18 protein-coding genes and 1 pseudogene are annotated in these 17,771 nt (G+C 73.0%); 12 read left to right on the top strand and 7 right to left on the bottom strand.

The genetic code is table 11. The features are described from left to right. Positions 1-57 precede the first annotated feature (57 nt). From NCC78_RS13730 to NCC78_RS13715, 4 genes and pseudogenes are all read left to right on the top strand, one after another. Positions 58-3,483, top strand: a pseudogene (locus NCC78_RS13730) (multifunctional oxoglutarate decarboxylase/oxoglutarate dehydrogenase thiamine pyrophosphate-binding subunit/dihydrolipoyllysine-residue succinyltransferase subunit); the annotation flags it as partial. Positions 3,484-3,679: 196 nt separating this feature from the next. Continuing rightward, positions 3,680-3,859 (top strand): DUF6104 family protein, encoded by a 180-nt coding sequence (locus tag NCC78_RS13725; protein ID WP_250794903.1) that lies wholly within the window; start codon positions 3,680-3,682, stop codon positions 3,857-3,859. Between the two features lie 98 nt (positions 3,860-3,957). Next, complete coding sequence (gene pta / locus NCC78_RS13720) at positions 3,958-6,027, top strand: phosphate acetyltransferase (RefSeq protein WP_250794902.1); 2,070 nt, start codon at positions 3,958-3,960, stop codon at positions 6,025-6,027. Continuing rightward, positions 6,024-7,139, top strand: coding sequence for an acetate/propionate family kinase (locus NCC78_RS13715; RefSeq protein ID WP_250794901.1), 1,116 nt, complete (start codon positions 6,024-6,026; stop codon positions 7,137-7,139). Before pta ends, NCC78_RS13715 begins: the two co-directional genes overlap by 4 nt. 4 nt (positions 7,140-7,143) lie before the next feature. Here NCC78_RS13715 and NCC78_RS13710 read toward each other — a convergent pair whose 3' ends face one another. Both NCC78_RS13710 and NCC78_RS13705 read right to left on the bottom strand, forming a co-directional pair. Beyond that, entirely contained in the window at positions 7,144-7,695 is a 552-nt protein-coding gene (locus NCC78_RS13710) for a DUF3592 domain-containing protein (protein ID WP_250794900.1), read from the bottom strand. Positions 7,696-7,766: 71 nt separating this feature from the next. After that, the gene (locus NCC78_RS13705; protein ID WP_250794899.1) at positions 7,767-7,940 is read right to left on the bottom strand and encodes a hypothetical protein; all 174 of its coding nucleotides are present in this window, start codon (positions 7,938-7,940) and stop codon (positions 7,767-7,769) included. A gap of 158 nt (positions 7,941-8,098) precedes the next feature. Between NCC78_RS13705 and NCC78_RS13700 the strand changes: the two genes are divergently transcribed. The 3 genes from NCC78_RS13700 (at position 8,099) to NCC78_RS13690 (ending at position 10,633) form a co-directional block, all read left to right on the top strand. After that, positions 8,099-8,980, top strand: a complete 882-nt coding sequence (locus tag NCC78_RS13700) for an alpha/beta hydrolase family protein (protein WP_250794898.1) — start codon at positions 8,099-8,101, stop codon at positions 8,978-8,980. A gap of 87 nt (positions 8,981-9,067) precedes the next feature. Further along, complete coding sequence (locus tag NCC78_RS13695; protein ID WP_250794897.1) at positions 9,068-9,589, top strand: nucleotidyltransferase domain-containing protein; 522 nt, start codon at positions 9,068-9,070, stop codon at positions 9,587-9,589. A gap of 75 nt (positions 9,590-9,664) precedes the next feature. Next, positions 9,665-10,633 (top strand): alpha/beta hydrolase family protein, encoded by a 969-nt coding sequence (locus NCC78_RS13690; protein ID WP_250794896.1) that lies wholly within the window; start codon positions 9,665-9,667, stop codon positions 10,631-10,633. A gap of 156 nt (positions 10,634-10,789) precedes the next feature. Here the strand turns inward: NCC78_RS13690 and NCC78_RS13685 are convergent, their stop codons facing one another. The 3 genes from NCC78_RS13685 to NCC78_RS13675 form a co-directional block, all read right to left on the bottom strand. Beyond that, entirely contained in the window at positions 10,790-11,752 is a 963-nt protein-coding gene (locus NCC78_RS13685) for a zinc-binding dehydrogenase (protein ID WP_250794895.1), read from the bottom strand. A gap of 150 nt (positions 11,753-11,902) precedes the next feature. Further along, positions 11,903-13,081, bottom strand: coding sequence for an NAD(P)-dependent malic enzyme (locus NCC78_RS13680; RefSeq protein ID WP_250794894.1), 1,179 nt, complete (start codon positions 13,079-13,081; stop codon positions 11,903-11,905). A 140-nt stretch (positions 13,082-13,221) separates the two neighbouring features. After that, positions 13,222-13,632 (bottom strand): S26 family signal peptidase, encoded by a 411-nt coding sequence (locus NCC78_RS13675; protein WP_372495129.1) that lies wholly within the window; start codon positions 13,630-13,632, stop codon positions 13,222-13,224. 25 nt (positions 13,633-13,657) lie between these two features. Here NCC78_RS13675 and sodN point away from each other — a divergent pair, with 25 nt between their 5' ends. Genes sodN through NCC78_RS13660 form a run of 3 tightly spaced genes read left to right on the top strand, consistent with a single transcriptional unit; the run spans position 13,658 to position 15,069 of the window. After that, positions 13,658-14,062 carry a superoxide dismutase, Ni gene (sodN, locus tag NCC78_RS13670; RefSeq protein ID WP_250794892.1) on the top strand — a complete coding sequence of 135 codons (405 nt, stop codon included), beginning with the start codon at positions 13,658-13,660 and terminating at the stop codon, positions 14,060-14,062. Next, the gene (locus NCC78_RS13665) at positions 14,059-14,637 is read left to right on the top strand and encodes a GNAT family N-acetyltransferase (protein ID WP_250794891.1); all 579 of its coding nucleotides are present in this window, start codon (positions 14,059-14,061) and stop codon (positions 14,635-14,637) included. The genes sodN and NCC78_RS13665 overlap by 4 nt, the downstream gene beginning before the upstream one ends. 24 nt (positions 14,638-14,661) lie before the next feature. Beyond that, complete coding sequence (locus tag NCC78_RS13660) at positions 14,662-15,069, top strand: ATP-binding protein (RefSeq protein ID WP_250794890.1); 408 nt, start codon at positions 14,662-14,664, stop codon at positions 15,067-15,069. Positions 15,070-15,313: 244 nt separating this feature from the next. Here NCC78_RS13660 and NCC78_RS13655 read toward each other — a convergent pair whose 3' ends face one another. Then, positions 15,314-15,703, bottom strand: coding sequence for a hypothetical protein (locus NCC78_RS13655; protein WP_250794889.1), 390 nt, complete (start codon positions 15,701-15,703; stop codon positions 15,314-15,316). 43 nt (positions 15,704-15,746) lie between these two features. Between NCC78_RS13655 and NCC78_RS13650 the strand changes: the two genes are divergently transcribed. Together NCC78_RS13650 and NCC78_RS13645 are read left to right on the top strand one after the other, a co-directional pair. Next, on the top strand, positions 15,747-16,697 hold the full coding sequence (locus NCC78_RS13650) for a diacylglycerol/lipid kinase family protein (protein WP_250794888.1): 951 nt from the start codon (positions 15,747-15,749) through the stop codon (positions 16,695-16,697). Positions 16,698-17,144: 447 nt separating this feature from the next. After that, positions 17,145-17,402 carry a WhiB family transcriptional regulator gene (locus NCC78_RS13645; RefSeq protein WP_007072794.1) on the top strand — a complete coding sequence of 86 codons (258 nt, stop codon included), beginning with the start codon at positions 17,145-17,147 and terminating at the stop codon, positions 17,400-17,402. Between the two features lie 97 nt (positions 17,403-17,499). Here NCC78_RS13645 and NCC78_RS13640 read toward each other — a convergent pair. Further along, the coding region (locus NCC78_RS13640; protein ID WP_284706300.1) for a CbiX/SirB N-terminal domain-containing protein at positions 17,500-17,771 on the bottom strand (272 nt) is incomplete at its 5' end.

The raw sequence follows: 17,771 nt of genomic DNA, 5'->3' as shown, positions 1-17,771 counted from the left end.
CCATGACCACCACCGCTACTCAGCCGACCACCGGCCTGGCCGTCGAGTTCTACGACCCGGGCGGCACCCGCTACGGGTTCCCCACCTTCCCCTACCTCGACGCCCCAACCGGGCTGGCCACCCGCCGCCGGCCCGCAGACCACCCCGCTGCGTGGCATCGCCGCGAAGATCGTCCAGAACATGGACGCCTCGCTCGCCGTCCCGACCGCCACCAGCGTGCGCGCCGTCCCGGCCAAGCTGCTGGTGGACAACCGCATCGTGGTCAACAACCACCTCGCCCGCGGGCGCGGCGGCAAGGTCAGCTTCACCCACCTGATCGGGTACGCGATGGTCCGGGCGCTGGTCGCGCACCCGGAGATGAACAACTCCTACGCCGAGGTCGACGGCAAGCCGGTGATGGTCAGCCCGGAGCACGTCAACCTGGGCATCGCGATCGACCTGACCAAGCCGGACGGCACCCGCAACCTGGTGGTCCCCTCCATCAAGGCCTGCGAGCAGATGGACTTCCGGCAGTTCTGGCAGGCGTACGAGGACGTGGTCCGGCGCGCCCGCCGCAACGAGCTGACCATGGACGACTACTCCGGCACCACGATCTCGCTGACCAACCCGGGCGGCATCGGCACCGTGCACTCCATGCCCCGGCTGATGCAGGGGCAGAGCGCGATCATCGGCGTCGGCGCGATGGAGTACCCCGCGCCGTACCAGGGGATGTCCGAGACGACCCTGGCCGAGCTGGCGGTGAGCAAGGTCATCACGCTCACCAGCACGTACGACCACCGGATCATCCAGGGCGCGCAGTCCGGCGAGTTCCTCAAGGTCATGCACGAGCTGCTCCTGGGCGAGCACAGCTTCTACGACGAGATCTTCACGTCGCTGCGCATCCCGTACGAGCCGGTGCGCTGGATGCGCGACGTCGCGGTCAACAACGAGGGCCAGATCAACAAGACGGCCCGGGTGCACGAGCTGATCCACGCCTACCGGGTGCGCGGTCACCTGATGGCCGACACCGACCCGCTCGAGTTCAAGATCCGCAAGCACCCCGACCTGGACGTGCTCCAGCACGGGCTGACCCTGTGGGACCTCGACCGCGAGTTCCCGGTGAACGGCTTCGCCGGCCGGCAGCGGATGAAGCTGCGCGAGATCCTCGGCGTGCTGCGCGACTCGTACTGCCGCCGGGTCGGCATCGAGTACATGCACATCCAGGACCCGGAGGAGCGGCGCTGGATCCAGGAGCGGATCGAGCGCAAGTACGAGAAGCCGCCGGCCGACGAGCAGAAGCACGTGCTCAACCGGCTGAACGCCGCCGAGGCGTTCGAGACCTTCCTGCAGACCAAGTACGTCGGCCAGAAGCGCTTCTCGCTGGAGGGCGGCGAGTCGCTGATCCCGCTGCTCGGCGAGGTGCTGGAGGCCTCCGCCGAGGGCGGGCTGGACGAGGTCGTCATCGGCATGGCCCACCGGGGCCGGCTCAACGTGCTGGCCAACATCGTCGGCAAGCCGTACGAGAAGATCTTCTCGGAGTTCGAGGGGCACCTCGACCCGCGCTCCACGCAGGGTTCCGGCGACGTCAAGTACCACCTGGGTCAGAACGGCAAGTTCACCACGCCGGGCGGCGACCACTCGGTCAAGGTCTCGCTGGTGGCGAACCCGTCGCACCTGGAGGCGGTCGACCCGGTGCTGGAGGGCATCGTCCGGGCCAAGCAGGACCGGATCGACCTCAAGCTGGAGGGCTACACCGTGCTGCCGCTGGCGGTGCACGGTGACGCCGCCTTCGCCGGCCAGGGCGTGGTCGCCGAGACGCTCAACCTCTCCCAGCTGCGCGGCTACCGCACCGGCGGCACGGTGCACGTGGTGGTCAACAACCAGGTCGGCTTCACCACCGCCCCGGAATACTCGCGCTCCAGCCTCTACAGCACCGACGTCGCCCGGATGATCCAGGCGCCGATCTTCCACGTCAACGGCGACGACCCGGAGGCCGTGGTCCGGGTCGCCCGGCTGGCCTTCGAGTACCGGCAGGCGTTCAACAAGGACGTCGTGATCGACATGGTCTGCTACCGGCGGCGCGGGCACAACGAGGGCGACGACCCGTCGATGTCCAACCCGCAGATGTACAAGATCATCGACTCGAAGCGCTCGGTCCGCAAGCTCTACACCGAGGAGCTGATCGGGCGCGGCGACATCACCGTGGAGGACGCGGAGGAGCTGCTGCGCGACTACCAGTCGCAGCTGGAGCGGGTCTTCAAGGCCACCCGGGACGCGGCCACCACGCCTCGGCACCTCAGCCGGCCGCGCCGCCAGGACGAGCCGGAGCCGCAGGTGGAGACCGCGACCGACGCCGCCGTGGTCAAGGCGATCGGCGACGCACACGTCAACCTCCCCGACGGTTTCACCCCGCACAAGCGGATCCAGCAGCTGCTGGACCGGCGGGCCAGGATGTCCGTCGAGGGCAACATCGACTGGGGCTTCGGCGAGATCATCGCCCTGGGCTCGCTGCTGCACGACGGGGTCACCGTCCGGCTCGCCGGGCAGGACTCCCGCCGGGGCACCTTCGTCCAGCGGCACGCCTCGGTGGTGGACGCGCGGACCGGCGAGGACCACCTCCCGCTGAAGTCGCTGACCGGCGACGGCGAGCGGTCCCGCTTCTTCGTGCACGACTCCCTGCTCAGCGAGTACGCGGCGATGGGCTTCGAGTACGGCTACTCGGTGGAGAACGTCAACGCCCTGGTCTGCTGGGAGGCCCAGTTCGGCGACTTCGTCAACGGCGCCCAGTCGGTCATCGACGAGTTCATCTCCTCCGGCGAGGTGAAGTGGGGCCAGCGCTCCGCGGTCACCCTGCTGCTGCCGCACGGCCACGAGGGCCAGGGCCCGGACCACACCTCCGGCCGCCCCGAGCGGTTCCTCCAGATGTGCGCCGAGGACAACATGCGGGTGGCCATCCCGACCACCCCGGCGAACTACTTCCACCTGCTGCGTCGCCAGGCCCTGTCGCCCAAGCGCAAGCCGCTGGTGGTGTTCACGCCGAAGTCGCTGCTGCGGCACAAGCTCTGCGTCTCCTCGGTCGAGGACTTCACCACCAGCACCTTCCAGCCGGTGCTGCGCGACCAGGCCGCCCCGGCGCCGGAGCAGGTGAAGCGGGTACTGCTCTGCTCGGGCAAGATCTACTACGACCTGTTCCAGGCGCGGGCCGAGCGCGGCGTCACCGACACCGCGATCATCCGGATGGAGCAGCTCTACCCGATGCCGGTCGAGGAGATCCGGGCCGCCCTGGCGCAGTTCCCGAACGCCGAGGACTTCGCCTGGGTGCAGGAGGAGCCGGCCAACCAGGGCGCCTGGTCGTTCGTCGCGCTCAACCTGCTGGAGCACCTCGAGGAGGTCCGGCTGCGCCGGATCTCCCGTCCGGCGGCGGCCGCACCCGCCGTGGGCTCGGCCAAGATGCACGAGGTGGAGCAGGGCGCGCTGATCGAGGCGGCCCTCCCCCGCCCGTGACCTGACGCGGCACGAGAGCCGGGGCAGAGCCAGTCAGCGTGACGGCTCTGCCCCGCTGTCGTACCGCCCCTTCCGGCACGACCGGGACCGGCCGCTCTCCCGGCCGGTCCGCGGCTGGTCGACGCGATCGGCGGTCGACGAGTGAGCACGAGCCTGCGCCAACGGAGCAGGGAGAGCAGAGAGAGGCGAGGAACGGATGTACTTCACCGACCGTGGGATCGAGGAGCTGGTCGAGCGCCGGGGTGCCGAGCAGGTCAGCATGGAGTGGCTCGGCGAGCGGTTGCGCGACTTCGTCGACCTCAACCCGGAGTTCGAGACCCCGATCGAGCGCTTCGCCACCTGGCTCGCCCGCCTCGACGACGAGGACGACGAGTAGGCGCCAGGGAGCCCGGTGCCGCGCGGGCGGCCGGCACGTCATGATCGGGGGGTCCAAGGACCCGGGCGGGGTGCCCCGCGATCTCCTAGGGTGGGTACGTGGCCCGGAGCGTGTACCTGACCAGCGTCGGATCCGGCGGAGGAAAGTCGACCGTCGCGCTCGGGCTCGCGGAACTGCTGTCCCGCCAGGTCGAGCGGATCGGGGCGTTCCGGCCGCTGGTCCGCGGGCACGGCCCCGACCCGATCCTCGCCCTGCTCTGCGACCGCTACCGGATCGAACTGCCGCCGGAGGACCTCGCCGGCGCCACGTACGCCGAGGCGACCACGCTGGTCGCCGACGGGCGGCGGGAGGAGCTGATCTCCCGGATCGTCGAGCGCTACCGGGAGGTCGAACGGCGCTGCCCGGCGGTGGTCGTGGTGGGCAGCGACTTCGCCGACGGCGGTGACGGCGCCGGGCCGCGCGAGCTGGCCTTCAACGCCCGGCTGGCCACCGAGTTCGGCGGCGTCGTGGTCCCCGTCGTCGACGGCTTCGGGCAGGAGCCGGCGGCGATCGCGGCCGCCGCGCGCGGGGCGTACCACGATCTGGAGGACCTGGGCGCGACGGTGCTGGCGGTGATCGCCAACCGGGTACCCGGGCCGATGACGCTGCCCGACCTGCCGGTGCCCACGTACGTCATCCCGGAGGTGCCGAGCGTCTCGGCGCCGACGGTGGCCGAGGTGGCGGCGGCGCTCGGCGCCACCCTGCTGGCCGGCGACGACGCCGCGCTCGGCCGCGACGTGCTCGACTACGTGGTCGGCGCGGCGCACGTGCCGACCCTGCTGGACCACCTGACCGAGGGATCCCTGGTGATCACTCCCGGGGACCGGGCCGACCTGCTGGTGGCGGCGAGCGCGGCGCACGTGGCCGGGCAGGTCTCTGTCGCCGGGCTGGTGCTCACCCTCGGCGAGCAACCCGACCCGCGGGCGATGCGGCTGGTCGAGGGGCTGAACACCGGCCTCGCCGTGCTCTCGGTGACCAGCGACAGCTACGACACGGTGGCCGCGTCCAGCCGGATCGAGGGCCGCCCCAGCGCCGCCAACCCGCGCAAGGTGGAGGCCGCCCTCGGCGCCTTCGAACGCTGCGTGGACACCGACGACCTGGCCCGCCGGCTGCGGGTCACCCGCTCGGAGCGGGTCACCCCGCTGATGTTCGAGAACGACCTGATCGACCGGTCCCGGGCCCGGCGCCGGCACGTGGTGCTGCCCGAGGGGGCCGAGGAACGCATCCTGCGGGCGGCGGAGATCCTGCTGCGCCGGGGCGTCGCCGACCTCACCCTGCTCGGCCGTCCCGACGACATCACCCGGCGGACCCGGGAGCTGGGCATCGACATCGGCGGCGCGCGGGTGGTCGACCCGGTCACCAGCGAGTGGCGCGACGAGTTCGCCGCCCGGTACGCCGAGCTGCGCGCGCACCGCGGCGTCACCGTCGAGCTGGCCCACGACATCGTGGCCCAGCCGAACTACTTCGGCACCCTGATGGTGCAGACCGGGCACGCCGACGGGATGGTCTCCGGGGCGACCCACACCACCGCCGCCACCATCCGGCCCGCCTTCGAGATCATCCGGACGGTGCCCGGCGTCTCGGTCGCCTCCAGCGTCTTCTTCATGCTGCTCGCCGACCGCGTGCTGGTCTACGGCGACTGCGCGGTCAACCCGGACCCGGACGCCGCCCAGCTCGCCGACATCGCCATCTCCTCGGCGGACACCGCCGCCCGCTTCGGCATCGAGCCACGGGTGGCGATGCTCTCCTACTCCACCGGCAGCTCCGGCGCGGGCGCCGACGTGGAGAAGGTCGCCGCGGCGACCGCGCTGGTCCGGGAACGCCGGCCCGAACTGCCGGTCGAGGGGCCGGTCCAGTACGACGCGGCGATCGACCCGGCGGTGGCGGCGACGAAACTGCCCGGCAGCGTGGTCGCCGGCCGGGCCACCGTCTTCATCTTCCCGGACCTGAACACCGGCAACAACACGTACAAGGCCGTGCAGCGCTCCGCCGGCGCGGTGGCCGTCGGGCCGGTGATGCAGGGCCTGCGCCGCCCGGTGAACGACCTGTCCCGGGGCGCCACCGTGCCGGACATCGTCAACACCGTGGCGATCACCGCCATCCAGGCCGCCGCCGAGGAGTCATCGTGAGCAGGGTGTTCGTCCTGAACTGCGGGTCGTCGTCGGTGAAGTGGCGGCTCTACGACGGCGACCGGGTGGTCGACAAGGGCACCGTCGAGCGGGTCGGCGAGCCCGGCGGCGGCCCGCCCGACCACGAGACGGCCGTCCGGGAGGTCCTGGCCGGGCTCGACCTGACCGGGCTCACCGCCGTCGGGCACCGGGTGGTGCACGGCGGCCGGACGTTCAGCGCTCCGGTGCTCATCGACGACGCGGTGCTCGCCGCCATCCGGGACCTGGTGCCGCTCGCGCCGCTGCACAACCCGGCCAACCTGGCCGGCATCGAGGTGGCCAGGGCGGCGCTGCCGGACGTCGCGCAGGTCGCCGTCTTCGACACCGCGTTCCACCACACGCTGCCCGAGGCCGCCGCCACCTACGCGATCGACCGGGCCACCGCCGAGCGGTACGGCATCCGGCGGTACGGCTTCCACGGCACCTCCCACGCGTACGTCTCGCGGCGCACCGCCGAACTGCTCGATCGCCCGTACGACGAGGTCAACACGATCACCCTGCACCTGGGGAACGGGGCCAGCGCCTGCGCGGTCGCCGGCGGCCGGAGCGTGGCCACCTCGATGGGGATGTCCCCGCTGGAGGGCCTGGTGATGGGCAGCCGCAGCGGCGACATCGACCCGACGGTGATCTTCCACCTGCGCCGCGAGGGTGGCCTCGGCGTGGACGAGATCGACGACCTGCTCAACCACCGCAGCGGCCTGCTCGGGCTGACCGGGGCCAACGACATGCGCGAGGTGCTGCGGCGGCGGGCCGACGGCGATCCGGCGGCGGTGCTCGCCTTCGAGGTCTACCGCCGGCGGCTCACCGCGTACGTCGGGGCGTACTACGCCCTGCTCGGCCGGGTGGACGCGGTCACCTTCACCGCCGGCGTCGGCGAGCACGCCGCCGCCGTACGCGAGGCCGCGCTGGCCGGGCTGGAGCGGCTCGGCATCGCGGTGGACCCGGAGCGCAACGCCGGCAGCGGCGACCGGTTGATCTCGCCGGACGGCGCCGAGGTCACGGTCTGCGTGGTCGGCACCGACGAGGAACGGGAGATCGCCCGACAGGCGCGGGCGGTCGAGGCGGCCCGCTGAGGCGTCACCGGGCCGTCCTGCGTGGTCGCCGCCGGGCGGCGCGGGTGCGCCGGATCCGGTTCCGACCCGGCCCCCGCCGGGGCGACGCGGGTGCGGGGCGGTCGAACAGCCCGGTCGGCACGAGGGCCGCGAAGACGAAGAACGCGCCCAACGCGGCCACCAGCAGCTCGAACGGGATGCCGCCCCAGGAGTTGAGGAAGAAGACCGAGTCGTCGGTGTTGCCGTTGGCGGCCACGAACTCCTCGGGACGCTCCGGGTCGACCCAGAGCGTCATCACCTCCGGCGGTTCCCGGGTACAGCCGCCCGCCGAGCCGCAGAGGATCCGCTCGGTGTACTGGGTGCCGTCGACGTCGTACCAGACCCGGATCGTGTCCGTGCCACCGCCGCGTCCGACGGTGTTCTCCCGACCGGTCACGCTGGCCTGGACGGGGACCCCCTCGGCCCGCAGCCGCTCGGCCTTGGTGTGCAGGTGCCACCGGTACGCGCCGGTGGCTGTCGCGTACGTCGAACCGGCGAGCAGCAGCACCAGGCCGATGACGGCCCCGCCGGTGTGCACGCGGCGGAGCCGGGAGAGGACGCTCGGCGCGCGTTCGGGCGGCTCGGAACCCGTCGGGGGTTCGACGGCTCTCAGCTCAGGGCCAGCCAGGCGACCAGGGCGACCAGCGCGACCACGACCAGCGCGGCGCCGACGAGCAGCGGGGTCCGGGACGCCGCGGGGGCGGGCGTCTCGGCCTCGGCCGGGTTGACGAAGGCGCGGAACGCCTCGGTGTTGCCGCTCGGGTCGGTGTAGTTCTCAGCCATGCCGGTGACCATAGCGAAGCCGTTCGACGCGTACCGTCCCCCGCGCTTGGGCGCGGGACAGGTCGAGCCGGCCGGTGGACGCGGTCCGGCCGGGTGGCGGGGGTACCCGGGCCGGACGGCGGGGACGATCCGGGCGCCCGGGCACCTACGGTGACACCATGGGGGTCAAGCGGCTGGTCGCCGCGCTGCTGACGGCGTTGCTGGCGGGCTGCGGACCGGCCACCGCCGCGACCGGTGGATCCCAACCGGACCGCCGGGCGCCCGAGGGGGCGTACGCCGTCGGCGTGCGTACGCTCACCCTCGATCCCGCCTCGGCGCGGCCCCTGCCGGTGACCGTCTGGTACCCGGCGGACGGGGACGCCGTGGCCGAGGGGCGGTTCCCGGTGGTGGTCTACAGCCACGGGCTGAACAGCCTCCCGGAGCTGCACGCCGGGCTGACCGTCCGCTGGGCGGCGGCCGGCTTCGTGGTCGCCGCCCCCACCTATCCGCACACCCGCCGCGGAGCGCCCCGGTTCAACCGCGCGGACGTACGCCACCAGCCGGCCGACGGTTGGCGGGTGATCCGGCACCTGGTCCGGCTCGACACCCGGCGGGGGGACCCGCTCGCCGGGCACCTCGACGTCACCCGGTTCGCCGCCGCCGGGCACTCGGCGGGCGGCTTCACCACCGCCGGGATGTTCACCTCGGGGCGTTCCGCCCGGCTGCGCGCCGGCATCGTGATCGCCGGCGGTGGGATGGCCGGCGGTCTCGCCGGTCCGGCCGCGCCGCTGCTCTTCGTGCACGGCACGGCGGACCGGGTGGTGCCGCCCGGCGTGGGGCGGGCCGGCTACGAGCGGGTCACCGGGCCGGCGGCGTTCCTGAGCCTGCTCGGGCAGGGCCACGGCGAGTACCTGATCCCGGGCCGGGCGGGCTTCGACCAGGTCCTCGCCACCACCACCGACTTCCTCCGCTGGACCCTCTACGGCGACCTCGACGCGGCCCGCCGCCTCCCCACCGACGCGTACTCCCCCGGCGTGACGACCTACGACACGCGCCCCTGACCCGGCCGGGCGTGCCGGCGTCGAAGCCCGCGCCATCGGCGCCGCGACCGCGTGATCCGCGCGACGGCGTCGGGTTACCGTCGGGCGGTGGACGGGCTCGCGGGACGCCAGTTGGAGAGCATCGGCGAGGTGGTGCGGGTGGCCGGGGCGGCCGGCCTCGGGGTGTGGCTGCGGGGCGGCTGGGCGATGGACTTCCACCTCGGCGCGGTGACCCGACCGCACGTCGACGTCGACTGGTACTGCTGGCGGGCCGACGCCGACCGGCTGGCGGCCCTGCTGCTCGGCCGGGGCTGGCGCGTCGACCCCCGGATGCCCGTCGACGTGCAACGGGACCTCGTCGGGCCCGACGGCGTCGAGGTGAGCTTCGCGTACCTGGCCCGGGACGGGGCCGGCCGGGTGACGGTCGGGGCGGGCCCGTGGGCCGGCACGCCGCTGCCGGCGGGGATGCTGGACGGGCCGCCCGGTCGGATCGGCGCGCTCACCGCGCCGGTGATCTCGGTGGCCGCCCAGATCGAGGTCAAGGAGATGTTCCCGGTCTGGATGCCCGACCGCCCCCGCCGGCCCAAGGACGCCGAGGACCTGGCCCGCCTGCGCGCCGGACGCGGCTGAGAGCCCGGTCACCCGGCGCGTACGCTGCGTCGATGTCCGGTCGGCGAGCCCGACGGGCGAGGCACAATCGGATTCATGTCACGTCGCGCCACCCCCGCCCTGCTCGCCAGCGCCCTGTTCGCCGCCGGTCTGGTGGGCTGCTCCTCCGACACCGGGACGACCAACCGTCCGGCCGCCCCCGTCGAACCCCCGACAGTGAGCACCCCGACGCCACGGGTGCCCGCCGGCATCGCGCCCGAGAAGACCTTCGCGGTCGGCGTACGCGAGTTGAAGCTGAAGCGCGACGGCACCCGGCCGCTGCCGGTGACCGTCTGGTACCCGGCGGCCGGGGAGGCCGGCGGCGGGCCGGTACGGTCCGCGGACGCCGCCCGTGGGAAGTTCCCCGTCGTCATGTTCAGCCACGGCCTCAACGGGCGGCCGGCCGACTACGCGACGCTGCTGACCCGCTGGGCGGCGGCCGGGTTCGTGGTGGCCGCGCCGACCTTCCCGCACACCGCCCGGGGCGGCGACGGCAACGTGCTCGACGTGCTCAACCAGCCCGCCGACGTGTCGTACGCGCTGACCCAGGTGCTCGCCCTCGACGCCAAGGCGGGTGACCCGCTGCGCGGCCGGCTGGCCGCCGACCGGGTGGCGGCGGCCGGGCACTCGGCCGGCGGGGTTACCACCATCGGGCTCTTCACCGCCGGCCGGGACGAGCGGCTGGACGCCGGGGTCGTCTTCGCCGGCACCGCGCTCGGCGTGGGTACCGCCTTCGCCGGTGCCGCCGCTCCCCAGCTCTTCGTGCACGGCGAGGCCGACGAGGTGGTCGAGTACGCGGCCGGCCGGGCCGCGTACGACAAGGTGCCCTGGCCGAAGGCCATGTTGAGCCTGCCGAAGGGCGACCACGGGCGGGCCCTGCTCAGCGACGGCGCCGCGCTGCGGGTCGTCTCCGACACGACGGTGGAGTTCCTCCGCTGGTCCCTCTACGGCGACGAGGCCGCCAAGCGCCGCATCCCCACCGACGCCACCCGCAGCGACATCGCCACCCTCGACAACCGCCTCTGACCCACCGCGCCCCACGCGCCGCGCGCCCAGGATCCGCACAACTTCGGGGAAAGAGTGGCCTCCCGGCCGTCGGGAAGCCACTCTTTCCGGGAAAGTGCGCGGATCCTGGGCGAGCCCGGCACGCACGGCGAGCCCGGCGCGGGCGCGAGGTGGGGGTCAGGTGGTGTGGTCGAGGACGACCTTGCCGAAGACGTCACCGGAATGCAGGCGGGCGAAGGCGTCGGTGACCCGGCTGAACGGGATGACGCTGTCGACCACCGGGCGGACGCCGCGCTCGGCGCAGAAGGCGAGCAGGGCGGTCAGCTCGTCCGGGGTGCCCATGGAGGTGCCCAGGATCTCCAGCTGCATGGCGAAGACGCGGCGCAGGTTGACCTTCGGCTCGTGGCCGGCGGTGGCGCCGGAGACCACGATCCGGGCCATCGGCGCGGCGGACTTCAGCGAGTGGTCGAAGGTGGCCGCGCCGACCGTCTCGATCACCACGTCGACCCGCTCCGGCAGCCGGGAGCCCGGCTCGACGGCGGTCGCGCCCAGTTGGGCGATCCGCTCCCGCTTGGCGGCGTCGCGGCTGGTCGCGTACACCCGCTTGCCCATCGCGGCGGCGAGCGCGACGGCCGCGGTGGCCACGCCGCCGCCGGCGCCCTGGACCAGCACCGCGTCGGCGTCGTCGACCCGGCCCTTGGTGGTGAGCATCCGCCACGCGGTGAGCCAGGCCGTCGGCAGGCAGGCCGCGTCGGTCGCCGCCAGGCCCGCCGGCAGCGGCAGCAGGTTCGACCGGGGTACGGCGACCTGCTCGGCGAGGGTGCCGGGGAAGTGCTCGGAGAGGATGGAGACCCCGCGCGGGTCGCCCGGGGTGGGAACGACCGGGTAGACGACGACCTCGTTGCCGTCCGGGTCCACGCCGGCGGCGTCACAGCCGAGGATCATCGGCAACTGGTCCTCGCGCAGCCCGACCCCGCGCAGTGACCAGAGGTCGTGGTGGTTGAGCGAGCTGGCCCGGATCCGCACGGTCACCCAGTCGTCGTCCGGGTGCGTCGGCTCGGGCCGCTCGCCGACGGTGAGCGCGGCGAGCGGGTTGGCGTCGTCGAAGCGGGAGGCGAAGGCGGCACGCATGATCGGCACGGTAACAAGCCTCGCGGGATTGAGCAGCCGGCGAGGCCTGATCATCTCGGTGTCGTGGACATCGGGGTGTCCGGCCGTGCCGGAGACCCCGATGTCGGCGACCACGAGTCGATCACGCCCCGCCCGGCCGGAAGTGGGCCCGGGTGAGGGTCAGGCGCGGATGACGCCGTCGCGGCGGGCGGCCTCGGCGACGGCCGCGGCCACCGCCGGGGCCACCCGGGGGTCGAGCGGGGACGGCACGATCGCGTCCGCGGTGAGCGACTCGGCGACCACCCCGGCGATGGCGTCGGCGGCGGCGACCTTCATCCCGTCGGTGATCCGGGTGGCCCGGGCGTCCAGCGCGCCCCGGAACACCCCGGGGAAGGCCAGCACGTTGTTGATCTGGTTGGGGTAGTCGCTGCGGCCGGTGGCGACCACCGCTACGTGCCGGGCGGCCACCTCCGGGTGCACCTCCGGGGTGGGGTTGGCCAGCGCGAAGACGATCCCGCCGGGCGCCATGCCGGCCACCGCCGACTCGGGGATCTGACCGCCGGAGACACCGATCAGCACGTCGGCGCCGCGCAGCGCCTCGGTGATGTCGCCCTGCCGGCCGTCGGCGTTGGTGCTCGCCGCCAGCTCGGCCTTGGTGCCGGTCAGCTCGGCGCGGTGCCGGCCGATGATCCCCTTGGAGTCGCAGACCACCACCTGGTCGGGGTTCACGCCCCCGGCGACCAGCATCTTCGTCACCGCCACCCCGGCCGCGCCGGCGCCGCTGACGGTCACCCGCAGATCGCCGAGCTTGCGGTTGAGCAGCGCGGCGGCGTTGCGCAGCGCGGCGAGCACGACGATCGCGGTGCCGTGCTGGTCGTCGTGGAAGACCGGGATGTCCAGCGCCTCGTCGAGCCGACGCTCCACCTCGAAGCAGCGCGGCGCGCTGATGTCCTCCAGGTTGATCCCGCCGAACGAGGGGGCCAGCGCCTTCACCACCGCGACGATCTCGTCCACGTCCTGCGTGTCCAGGCAGACCGGTACCGCGTCGACCCCGGCGAACTGCTTGAACAGCACCGCCTTGCCCTCCATCACCGGCAGCGCGGCACGCGGGCCGATGTTGCCCAGCCCGAGCACGGCGGAGCCGTCGGTGACGACCGCGACGGTGTGCGACACCCACGTGTAGTCGTCGGCCAGGGCCGGGTCGGCGGCGATCGCCTCACAGACCCGGGCCACACCCGGGGTGTACGCGAGAGAGAGGTCTTCCCGGCTGGTCAGCGGGACGGTCGAGACGACGGCCATCTTGCCGCCCCGGTGCAGCCGGAAGACGGGATCAGCGGGGTCCACGGTGGACGATGACATGGTGACTCCAGGATCTGTCGAGCAGACGGGGCGTCCGGCGCGGGCGCGAGGTGAGGCGTCGAGCGGCGGCACGCGGTGCGGGGGTCACCCGGGCACTTTCCGAGCATAGTGTCGACCGTGCACCGCCGATGTGAGCAGGGTCATAACCGGCGTGGGCGCACCCGTCCGGGGCGGGGCCAGTAGCGCGCCACCACCCGGCCCCGCACGTCCGCCACGCCGTACGCCCGGGAGTCGTCGACGACCAGTCCGTTGTCCCCGGACAACCACCAGCCGCCGTCCTGGGCGCGGACGGCACGCTTGACGACGAGCAGCTCCGGGCGGCTGCGGAAGACCGCGACCACGACGTCGCCGGGGCGGACCGCGCGGCCGCCGCGGCGGACCAGCACCGCGTCGCCGTGGCGCAGCGTCGGCGACATGGACGGACCCGTCACCAGGACGGGCGTCAGCGGCCACGGCAGCCGGGGCGCGGTGGGCGGCAGGTCGGCGCTCATCGGTTTCACCTCCGTCCGCCTCCGGGGAGCGGGTCCAGGAGTAATGTCGTCTTGGATCATCGCAAACTTCCCATGGAGGATCCCGATGCGACTTCCGCGCATCCTTACGCCCCGCGTGACCGCCAGCGCCCACTGCGACCTGCCGTGCGGCGTCTACGACCCGGCGCAGGCCCGGATCGAGGCCGAGTCGGTCAAAATGATCTGCGAGAAGTACCAGGCGAACACCGACCCGGAGTTCCGCACCCGCGCCATCCTGATCAAGGAGCAGCGCGCCGACCTGGTGAAGCACCACCTCTGGGTGCTCTGGACCGACTACTTCAAGCCGGCCCACTTCGAGAAGTACCCGCACCTGCACCAGCTGTTCAACGAGGCCACCAAGATGGCCGGCGCGGCGGGCGCCAAGGGCGCGACCGACCCGTCCAAGGCCGACGAGCTGCTCCAGAAGATCGACGAGATCTCGAAAATCTTCTGGGAGACCAAGAAGGCGTGACGTCCGGGGCTTCGGCACCGACGATCCGGCCGGCGCGTCCCGAGGACGTGCCGGCCGTCGTCGCCATGGTGCACGAACTGGCGGAGTACGAACGCGCCGCCGACCAGTGCCACCTCACCTCCGAGCAGCTCACCGCCGCCCTGTTCGCGACTGCTCCAGGTCCCGGCGCGGCGCCGGGGCCGAGCTGGAGCAGTCATAGCCCGGCCCTCTACGGCCACGTGGCCGTCGACGCCGACGACCGACCGCTCGGGTTCGCCCTCTGGTTCCTCAACTTCTCCACCTGGGCCGGCGTGCACGGCATCTACCTGGAGGATCTCTACGTCCGCCCGGCCGCCCGGGGCACCGGGGCGGGCCGGCTGCTGCTGGCCACCCTCGCCGCGATCTGCGTGGAGCGCGGCTACCAGCGGCTGGAGTGGTGGATGATCAACTGGAACCCGGCCGCCGGCTTCTACGCCTCGATCGGCGCGCGGCCGATGGACGAGTGGGTCCCCTACCGGCTCAGCGGCGACGCGCTGGCGGGCCTCGCCGCCCAGGCACGTGGCGGCCCCCACACGGCCGGACGGGTGACCGGGTAGAGTCCGGCACCGGGGGGATGAGTGGTGACTCAACTGACCGGCCAGCCGACGACCGACGACGACGTCGTGCACCTCACGGTGCCCGCCGACGGGGGCTACCTGGGGGTGCTCCGCACCGCCACCGCGGGCCTCGCGGCGCGGCTCCAGTTCGCCCTCGACGAGATCGAGGACCTGCGCATCGCCGTCGACGAGGCGTGCGCGATGCTGCTCGCCATCGCCACCCGGGACGCCGAACTCGACTGCCGGTTCGCGGTCACCGACGACGCGCTCACCGTCGAGGTGACCGTCCCGACCGTACGCGGCGCCACGCTGCCCGCCGAGTCGTCGTTCGCCTGGAAGGTGCTCACCGCGCTGACCACGTCGGCGAACGCCAACGCGGTCGGCGGCCGGGCCACCATCTCCCTGCTCACCCGGCGCTCCTCCGGCTACTGACGGCCAGCGCGCCCTCCGCCACCCGCAGTCGCCCAGTCCGCCCGCACTCGCCTGGACCGCACGCACTCCCCCCGGACTCGCCCGGACCGCACGCCCGCCAGGCCGCACGCACTCGCTCGGACCGCACGCACTCGCTCGGACCGCACGCCCTCCGGGCCACTTGCTGACGCGGGTTCGGGCGCCGAGGCGGGTTCGGGCGCTCAGGCAGGTCCAGGTCGGACGACCGGCCGGCGGCCGGGGGCGGTCACTCGAAGCCGAGGGCCCGGTTGGTGGGGGTGCTCACCAGCAACCCGGTCACCCCGAGGCCGAGCGCCATCAGCGGCACGCCGAGCCAGCCCAGCCCGCCCTGGATCATGAACCAGCCGATCGGCAGCAGTATCAACTGGAGCACGATCGCCGGCGCCCGGGCACCGGCCCGGCGCCGGGCCAGCGCGCCGCCCAGCGCCCAGAGCGCCGCCGCCGCACCGATCGCGAACGCGGTCACCAGCAACGCCGACGGCAGGTCGGTGGTGGTGGCGGTGAGATCGGCCCAGACCAGCCAGCCGGCGATCAGCGCGACGGCGACCGCCTCGCCCCGGAGCAACCGGGCCGCCCAGCGGAGCGTGACGGGAATCGGGTCGGAGTCGATGGTCACGCGCGCCACGATACCCGTGGCGCCGCGCGGTACAGTGCCGCCCATGCGCGCCGTCCTGGTGGTCAATCCGAAGGCCACCACCACCAGCGAACGCAGCCGGGACGTCCTGGTCCGGGCGCTGCGCAGCGAGGTCGACCTCTCCGTGCGGTACACCCGGCGGCGGGGGCACGCCACGGACCTGGCCCGCGAGGCGGCCGAGGAGGGCGTCGACGTGGTCGTCACCCTGGGTGGCGACGGCACGGTCAACGAGGTGGTCAACGGCCTGATGACGGCGCAGCCGCCGACCGTGCCCACCGGCGCGACGCCGGCCGAGCGGCTGCCGGCCCTGGCGACCGTCCCGGGCGGCTCCACCAACGTCTTCGCCCGGGCACTCGGGTTGCCCAGGGACTGGCCCGACGGGACGAGCATGATCCTGGAGGGGCTGCGACTGGGCCGGCACCGGATCATCGGGCTCGGCCGGGCCGACGACCGCTACTTCACCTTCTGCGCCGGGTTCGGCATCGACGCGGCGGTGATCCACCGGGTGGAGCAGGCGCGCCGGCGGGGCCGGGTCTCGACCCCCGGGCTCTACTTCCGCTCCACGGTCGGCCAGTACTTCCTCAACTCCGACCGCCGGCATCCGGCGATCAGTCTGGAGCGGCCGGGCGAGACGGCGGAGGACGAGCTGGCCACGGTCATCATCCAGAACACCGCACCGTGGACCTATCTGGGCGAGCGGGAGGTCAACCCGAACCCGGACGCGTCGTTCGACCTGGGGCTCGACGTGCTGGCGCTGCGACAGCTCCGGGTCGCCAGTACGACACGCACCGTGACTCAGTTCTTCTCGCGGCATCCGGATCCGCGCGGGCGTCAGGTGCTGCGGCTGCACGACGTGGCCGAGTTCACGCTGGTCTCCGGCCGTCCGCAGGCGTTCCAGCTCGACGGCGACTATCTTGGCGAACGGGAGAAAGTCAGATTCACATCCGTTCCCGCCGCACTGAGAGTAATCTGTTAGGTCTCGGGTACAGCCCTTGGTTGACGCGGTCCCGACGCCGCACGACGCGGTGGCCGCCACACCGAGGGGACAGGTGCCGGAAATGTCAGCAATGTCACGCGCACTGTACTATATTGATCCTCGACTGTGGCACGCGGGGTAACTAGGAAGGCGCTGAAATCGGGACAAACGGGTTGTGGGCTTGCTCACCGCCCGGAGTTTTTCCGAGCGTCACCCTTGACATCGCGGGCGTTCGTGAAAGTATTCACAAGCGAACTTGAGTTACCGGGACATTGCCTGGATATGCTCGTCAGGTTGAGCTGTTCCAGCAGGTCCGCGGGGCCAGCAGCCTGCTCACGCACTGCCAAATGGTCAGACGCGAACCGTCACCACAGGCACTGCGGATGCATATAGGAAAAGCACCAAAGCAATATCTGCCACCCATCCAGAATGAGGAGTGTTGCCGCCATGGACTGGCGTCACCATGCTGTCTGCCGCGACGAGGACCCGGAGCTGTTCTTCCCGATCGGGACGTCCGGACCGGCTCTCCTGCAGGTCGAGCAGGCCAAGGCCGTCTGCCGGCGCTGCTCCGTGACCGACCAGTGCCTGCAGTGGGCGCTGGAGTCCGGTCAGGACGCCGGCGTCTGGGGCGGGATGAGCGAGGAGGAGCGGCGCGCCGTCAAGCGTCGCGGTGGCCTCCGGGTCCTGCGCGCTCACTCCGCCTGATCCACGCATCAGCGTTGAACGCCCCGGTCGGGTCCGCCCGCCGGGGCGTCTCGCTGTCCGCACCTTGGTTCTCCTACCCGGACAGCCCCCTCCTGGATCATGACCGGGCTGCGACGTCGGTCACCGTGGCGGTGGCGTCGACCCGGCGCAGGACCAGATCGGCCAGCTCCGGGGCGTCGGTCAGCGGGGCCGACACCGCCACCGCCCCGGCCCGCCGCGCCGCCGTCGCCACGGCGTCGTGGAACAGGCCGGGCGCGAGGAAGTACGCCGAGACCACCACCCGGCGGGCCCCCCGGGCACGCAGCCGGGCCACCGCCGCGTCGACGGCCGGCGGCGCCGCCGAGGCGTACGACACCCTGGTCGGGACGT

Origin of the sequence: Micromonospora phytophila (genome assembly GCF_023656545.1) — a bacterium.
GTDB lineage: Bacteria > Actinomycetota > Actinomycetes > Mycobacteriales > Micromonosporaceae > Micromonospora > Micromonospora phytophila.
This window is presented reverse-complemented; position numbering and strand designations above follow the sequence as displayed.

Coding starts and splice junctions, on each gene's coding strand:
- NCC78_RS13725 (WP_250794903.1), top strand. CDS start 3,680: ATGTACTTCACCGACCGTGGGATCGAGGAGCTGGTCGAGCGCCGGGGT.
- NCC78_RS13705 (WP_250794899.1), bottom strand. CDS start 7,940: ATGGCTGAGAACTACACCGACCCGAGCGGCAACACCGAGGCGTTCCGC.
- NCC78_RS13700 (WP_250794898.1), top strand. CDS start 8,099: ATGGGGGTCAAGCGGCTGGTCGCCGCGCTGCTGACGGCGTTGCTGGCG.
- NCC78_RS13690 (WP_250794896.1), top strand. CDS start 9,665: ATGTCACGTCGCGCCACCCCCGCCCTGCTCGCCAGCGCCCTGTTCGCC.
- NCC78_RS13680 (WP_250794894.1), bottom strand. CDS start 13,081: ATGTCATCGTCCACCGTGGACCCCGCTGATCCCGTCTTCCGGCTGCAC.
- NCC78_RS13675 (WP_372495129.1), bottom strand. CDS start 13,632: ATGATCCAAGACGACATTACTCCTGGACCCGCTCCCCGGAGGCGGACG.
- sodN (WP_250794892.1), top strand. CDS start 13,658: ATGCGACTTCCGCGCATCCTTACGCCCCGCGTGACCGCCAGCGCCCAC.
- NCC78_RS13650 (WP_250794888.1), top strand. CDS start 15,747: ATGCGCGCCGTCCTGGTGGTCAATCCGAAGGCCACCACCACCAGCGAA.
- NCC78_RS13645 (WP_007072794.1), top strand. CDS start 17,145: ATGGACTGGCGTCACCATGCTGTCTGCCGCGACGAGGACCCGGAGCTG.